Source organism: Kitasatospora griseola, assembly GCF_014648555.1.
Taxonomy (GTDB): domain Bacteria; phylum Actinomycetota; class Actinomycetes; order Streptomycetales; family Streptomycetaceae; genus Kitasatospora; species Kitasatospora griseola.
In genome coordinates, this window is the sequence record NZ_BMRI01000016.1 from 18,420 (window position 1) to 23,103 (window position 4,684).

General features: G+C 71.6%; 5 protein-coding genes. 3 read left to right on the forward strand and 2 right to left on the reverse strand.

Annotation, left to right across the window (positions count from 1 at the left end; genetic code table 11):
• On the forward strand, positions 1 to 854 hold an 854-nt coding region (locus tag IEZ12_RS20945), incomplete at its 5' end, for an ABC transporter substrate-binding protein (protein ID WP_229847737.1).
• Positions 855 to 923: 69 nt separating this feature from the next.
• Here IEZ12_RS20945 and IEZ12_RS20950 read toward each other — a convergent pair.
• Together IEZ12_RS20950 and IEZ12_RS20955 are read right to left on the reverse strand one after the other, a co-directional pair.
• Positions 924 to 1,595 carry a response regulator gene (locus tag IEZ12_RS20950; protein ID WP_043911498.1) on the reverse strand — a complete coding sequence of 224 codons (672 nt, stop codon included), beginning with the start codon at positions 1,593 to 1,595 and terminating at the stop codon, positions 924 to 926.
• A complete protein-coding gene (locus IEZ12_RS20955) occupies positions 1,596 to 2,462 on the reverse strand; it encodes a RecB family exonuclease (protein WP_100584717.1) in 867 nt (288 codons plus the stop codon). It lies immediately after the preceding gene.
• A 142-nt stretch (positions 2,463 to 2,604) separates the two neighbouring features.
• Here IEZ12_RS20955 and IEZ12_RS20960 point away from each other — a divergent pair, with 142 nt between their 5' ends.
• Together IEZ12_RS20960 and IEZ12_RS20965 are read left to right on the forward strand one after the other, a co-directional pair.
• Positions 2,605 to 3,804, forward strand: a complete 1,200-nt coding sequence (locus IEZ12_RS20960) for a site-2 protease family protein (RefSeq protein ID WP_229847738.1) — start codon at positions 2,605 to 2,607, stop codon at positions 3,802 to 3,804.
• A gap of 49 nt (positions 3,805 to 3,853) precedes the next feature.
• A partial coding sequence (locus IEZ12_RS20965; protein WP_229847739.1) for a tRNA (adenine-N1)-methyltransferase occupies positions 3,854 to 4,684 on the forward strand: 831 nt, incomplete at its 3' end.

Below are 4,684 nucleotides of genomic sequence, written 5' to 3' on the forward strand. Positions count from 1 at the left end.
TCGACAAGGGCGAGGTCGACATCGCGGACAACGGCCTCGACCCGGCCGTCGCCGCCCAGATCAAGAACGACGACCAGTCCGGCAAGGGCAACCTGCGGGTCGCCGAGGGCGACAGCGCCGCGACCTTCTACCTGGTGTTCAACACCAAGGACGAGGTCGGCGGCAAGCAGGCGATCCGGCAGGCCGTCGCCCAGCTGGTCGACCGCAAGGCGCTCGCCCACGACGTGTACGCGGGCACCGTGCTGCCGCTGTACTCGGTCGTCCCGGCCGGCGTGGTCGGCCACAACACCGCCTTCTTCGACAAGTACGGCGAGCCGGACGTCGCCAAGGCCAAGAAGATCCTGACCGACGCGCACATCAGCACCCCGGTCAAGCTCACCATGACCTGGTCCCGCTCCCGGGCCGGCGCCGCCGAGCTGGAGGCCGTCAAGAAGCAGCTGGACGCCAGCGGCCTGTTCCAGGTGACGGTCCAGCAGGAGAACGACTGGAACACCTTCCTGGCCAACTGGTCGAACGACAGCTACCAGTCGTACCTGATCGGCTGGACCCCCGACTACGTCGACGCGGACGACTACATCAGCCCGCTGGTGGTCAACGGCGGCGCGTTCCACAACAACTACGACAACGCGCAGATCAGCAACAAGCTGGTGCCGGAATCGATCAAGATGACCGACCGCACCGGCGCCGGCGCCTACGCCCAGATCCAGAACATCCTGGCCGACGCCGTGCCGATGGTCCCGCTGTACCAGAACAAGTCGTTCTACGTGTACAAGAACGGCGTCACCGGCGTCGACACCACCGTGGACAACACCAGCCGGTTCCGGTTCTGGCTGATCGGCCGCAACAAGAAGTAACGATTCTCCCGGCAGCACAACGGCCCGCCACCCCACCGGGGTGACGGGCCGTCCGCAGTTTCGGGCCCGCTACATCGCGCCGGGGCGCACCAGGCCGCTCTCGTACGCGTACACCGCCGCCTGCACCCGGTCGCGCAGCTGGAGCTTGGTCAGCACATGGCCGACGTGCGTCTTCACCGTCGTCTCGGAGACGAACAGCTCGGCCGCGATCTCCGCGTTCGACAGCCCGCGGGCCACCAGCCGCAGCACCTCCACCTCGCGCTCCGTCAGCACCGTCAGCGCCTGCGGCGGCGCCTCGTCGCCCGACGGCAGCTTGGTGGCGTACATGTCCAGCAGGCGGCGGGTCACCGACGGGGCGAGCATTGCCGCGCCGTCCGCCACCACCCGGATCGCCTGCACCAGCTCCTCCGCCGGGACGTCCTTCAGCAGGAAGCCGCTGGCGCCCGCGCGCAGCGCCTCCACCACGTACTCGTCCAGGTCGAAGGTGGTCAGCACCAGCACCTTCGCCGGGCCGCTGCGGTCCGGGCCGGCGATCCGGCGGGTCGCCTCCACGCCGTCCATCCGCGGCATCCGGATGTCCATCAGCACCACGTCCGGCTGCAGCGCGCGGACCTGGTCCAGCGCCTGCTGCCCGTCGCCCGCCTCGCCGACCACCACCAGGTCGGACTCCGCCTCCAGGATCATCCGGAAACCGGTACGGAGCAGCGGCTGGTCGTCCACCAGCAGCACACGGATCGTCACCTACGACTCCTTGCGGGGATTGGTCAGGGTGGCCAGCGGCAGCGGGTACGGCGGGGGAGTGCCGCCGAACTCCGGACAGCTGGCCTTGTGGTCGCACCAGTCGCACAGCCGGTTGCGGGTCGCCGGGAACTCACCGGTGGCCACCGCCGCCGAGATCGCCTCCCACAGCGCCTCCAGCTTCCGCTCCACCGCCAGCAGATCGGCCTCGTCCGGGTCGTACGTCACCACGTCGCCGCCGCCGCCGAGGTACACCAGCTGCAGCCGCTTGGGGACGACGCCCTTCCAGCGCCACACCACCAGGGCGTAGAACTTCATCTGGAACATCGCCTTGCCCTCGAAGTCCCGCGAGGGCGCCCGGCCGGTCTTGTAGTCCACCAGCCGCACCTCGCCGGACGGTGCGACGTCCACCCGGTCGATGTAGCCGCGCAGCAGCAGGCCGGAGGCCAGCGCGGTCTCCACGTACAGCTCGCGCTCCACCGGGTGCAGCCGGGTCGGGTCCTCCAGCCGGAACCACTTCTCCACCAGCTTCTCGGCGTCGCCCAGCCAGCCGGCCAGTTTCTCCGGCTCGTCCGGGAACAGTTCGGCCAGCTCCGGCCGTTCCCCGAGCAGCCGCTCCCACTGCGGGGCCAACAACCCCCGGGCCCGCTCGGGGGTGCGCTCCACCGGCGGATGGTCGAACAGCCGCTCCAGCACCGCGTGCACCAGCGTCCCCCGGGTGGCCGCCGCACTCGGCGGCTCCGGCAGCCGGTCGATCACCCGCAGCCGGTACATCAGCGGGCAGGTCATGAAGTCACCCGCCCGGGACGGCGACAGCCCGGTCGGCGCGGCCGCCGGACGGGCAGTGGGCGTGGGGTCGGTCTGCTGCATGCCCCGACCCTATTGCACCGGACGGACAGCTCGGTCGAAGAGGTGGGTATGGCTAAGGAGAGCGGGGTGCGCCGTCGCAGCGGGCGGGAGATCACGTAGCGTACGAGGACGCAGAGAGTCGGCGGAAGGTGAAGGGAGCACGGTGAACGACACCAAGGGGCGGGCACCGGGGACGCCGGACTCGCCGGAGGGCGGCGAACCGCCCCGCGGCGGCATCCTGATGGGCCGGCCGTTCGGCGTGCCCGTCTACGTCACCCCGTCCTGGTTCCTGGTCGCCGCGCTGATCACCTGGATCTTCGGCAGCCGGCTGGCCGACGTCCTGCCCGGCCTCGGCGCCACCCGCTACCTGCTCGCCTTCTCCTTCGCCGTCGCCTTCTACGGCTCGGTGCTGGTCCACGAACTCGCCCACACCGTGGTCGGACTGCGCTACAAGCTCGGCGTGCGCCGCATCCAGCTCCAGTTCCTCGGCGGCGTCTCCGAGATCGAGAAGGAGGCCGACCGGCCCTGGCGCGAGTTCTGGCTCGCCCTGGTCGGCCCGCTGCTCTCGCTGGTGCTGGCCGGGGTGTTCTGGGCCGGCCTGAGCGCCGTCGAACCCGCCACCGTCCCCGGCGTGCTGCTGGCCGGCCTGATGATCTCCAACCTGGTGGTCGCCGCCTTCAACCTGCTGCCCGGCCTCCCGCTGGACGGCGGACGGATGCTGCGCGCCGTCGTCTGGGCCGCCACCGGCGACCCGATGAAGGGCACCGTGGCCGCCGTCTGGACCGGCCGCGCCCTGGCCATCGCCGTGGTCCTCGGGCTGCCCGTGCTCGGCGCCGCGCAGAACGCCGAACGCTCCACCGGCGAAGCCATGCTCGACGGCGTGCTCGCCGCCATCCTCGGCTTCATCATCTGGCAGGGCGCCGGCAACTCGCTGCGCAACGCCCGCCTCAAGGAGGTCCTGCCCGGGCTCAAGGTCCGCGACCTGGCCCGCCGCAGCATCGACGTCACCCCCGACACCCCGCTCGGCGAGGCCCTCCGCCGCGCCCACGAGGCCCATGCCGGCGCCATCGTGGTGGTCGACGGCCGGGGCGAACCCACCGGACTGGTCAAGGAGTCCGCGGTCACCGACATCCCCGAGCACCGCCGCCCCTGGGTCGCCGTCTCGGCCGTCGCCCGCGACCTCCAGCCCGGCCACATCGTCCCCGTCGACCTGGCCGGCGAGCAGATCCTGGAGACCCTGCGCCGCGCCCCCGCCTCCGAGTACCTGGTGATCCGCGCCGACGGCAGCGTCTACGGCGTGCTCTCCCTCGCCGACCTCGAACGCCGCCTCACCGCCGCCCTCCTCGGGCGCCCGACCGTCTGAACCGATCATGTGGTCGGGGGAGCCCTCAGGCTCCCGTAGGATGGCCCCCATGTCCGAACCGACCGGTGCCGCCCGCCGACGCGGGCCCTTCCAGGTCGGGGACCAGGTCCAGCTGACCGACCCCAAGGGCCGCCACTACACGTTCACGCTCCAGGCCGGGAACCAGTTCCACACCCACAAGGGTGCGTTCCCGCACGACGAGCTGATCGGCGCTCCCGAGGGCACGGTCGTCCGCACGACGGGCAACGTCCCGTACCTCGCGCTGCGCCCCCTGCTCCCCGACTACGTCCTGTCCATGCCGCGCGGCGCGGCCGTGATCTACCCCAAGGACGCGGGGCAGATCCTGGCCATGGCCGACATCTTCGCCGGCGCGAGGGTGGTGGAGGCGGGCGTCGGCTCCGGCGCCCTGTCCACCTACCTGCTGCGCGCCGTCGGCGACACCGGCATGCTCGCCTCCTACGAGCGGCGGGAGGACTTCGCGGACATCGCCCGCGGCAACGTCGAGCGCTACTTCGGCGGCCCGCACCCCGCGTGGAAGCTCACCGTCGGCGACCTCCAGGACAACCTGGTCGAGACCGACGTCGACCGCGTCATCCTCGACATGCTCGCCCCCTGGGAGTGCCTGGACGTCGCCTCCGAGGCGCTCGTCCCCGGCGGCCTCATCTGCTGCTACGTGGCCACCACCACGCAGATGTCCCGCACCGTCGAGGCGCTGCGCGAGCACGGCACCTTCACCGAGCCGCAGGCCTGGGAGACCATGGTCCGCACCTGGCACCTCGAAGGCCTCGCCGTCCGCCCCGACCACCGCATGATCGGCCACACCGGCTTCCTCCTCACCGCCCGTCGCCTCGCCGACGGCGTCGAGCCCCCGCTGCGCCGC

Bases quoted from the DNA above. Each gene is read 5' to 3' on its own strand.
- IEZ12_RS20955 (WP_100584717.1), bottom strand. From the start codon at position 2,462: ATGCAGCAGACCGACCCCACGCCCACTGCCCGTCCGGCGGCCGCGCCG.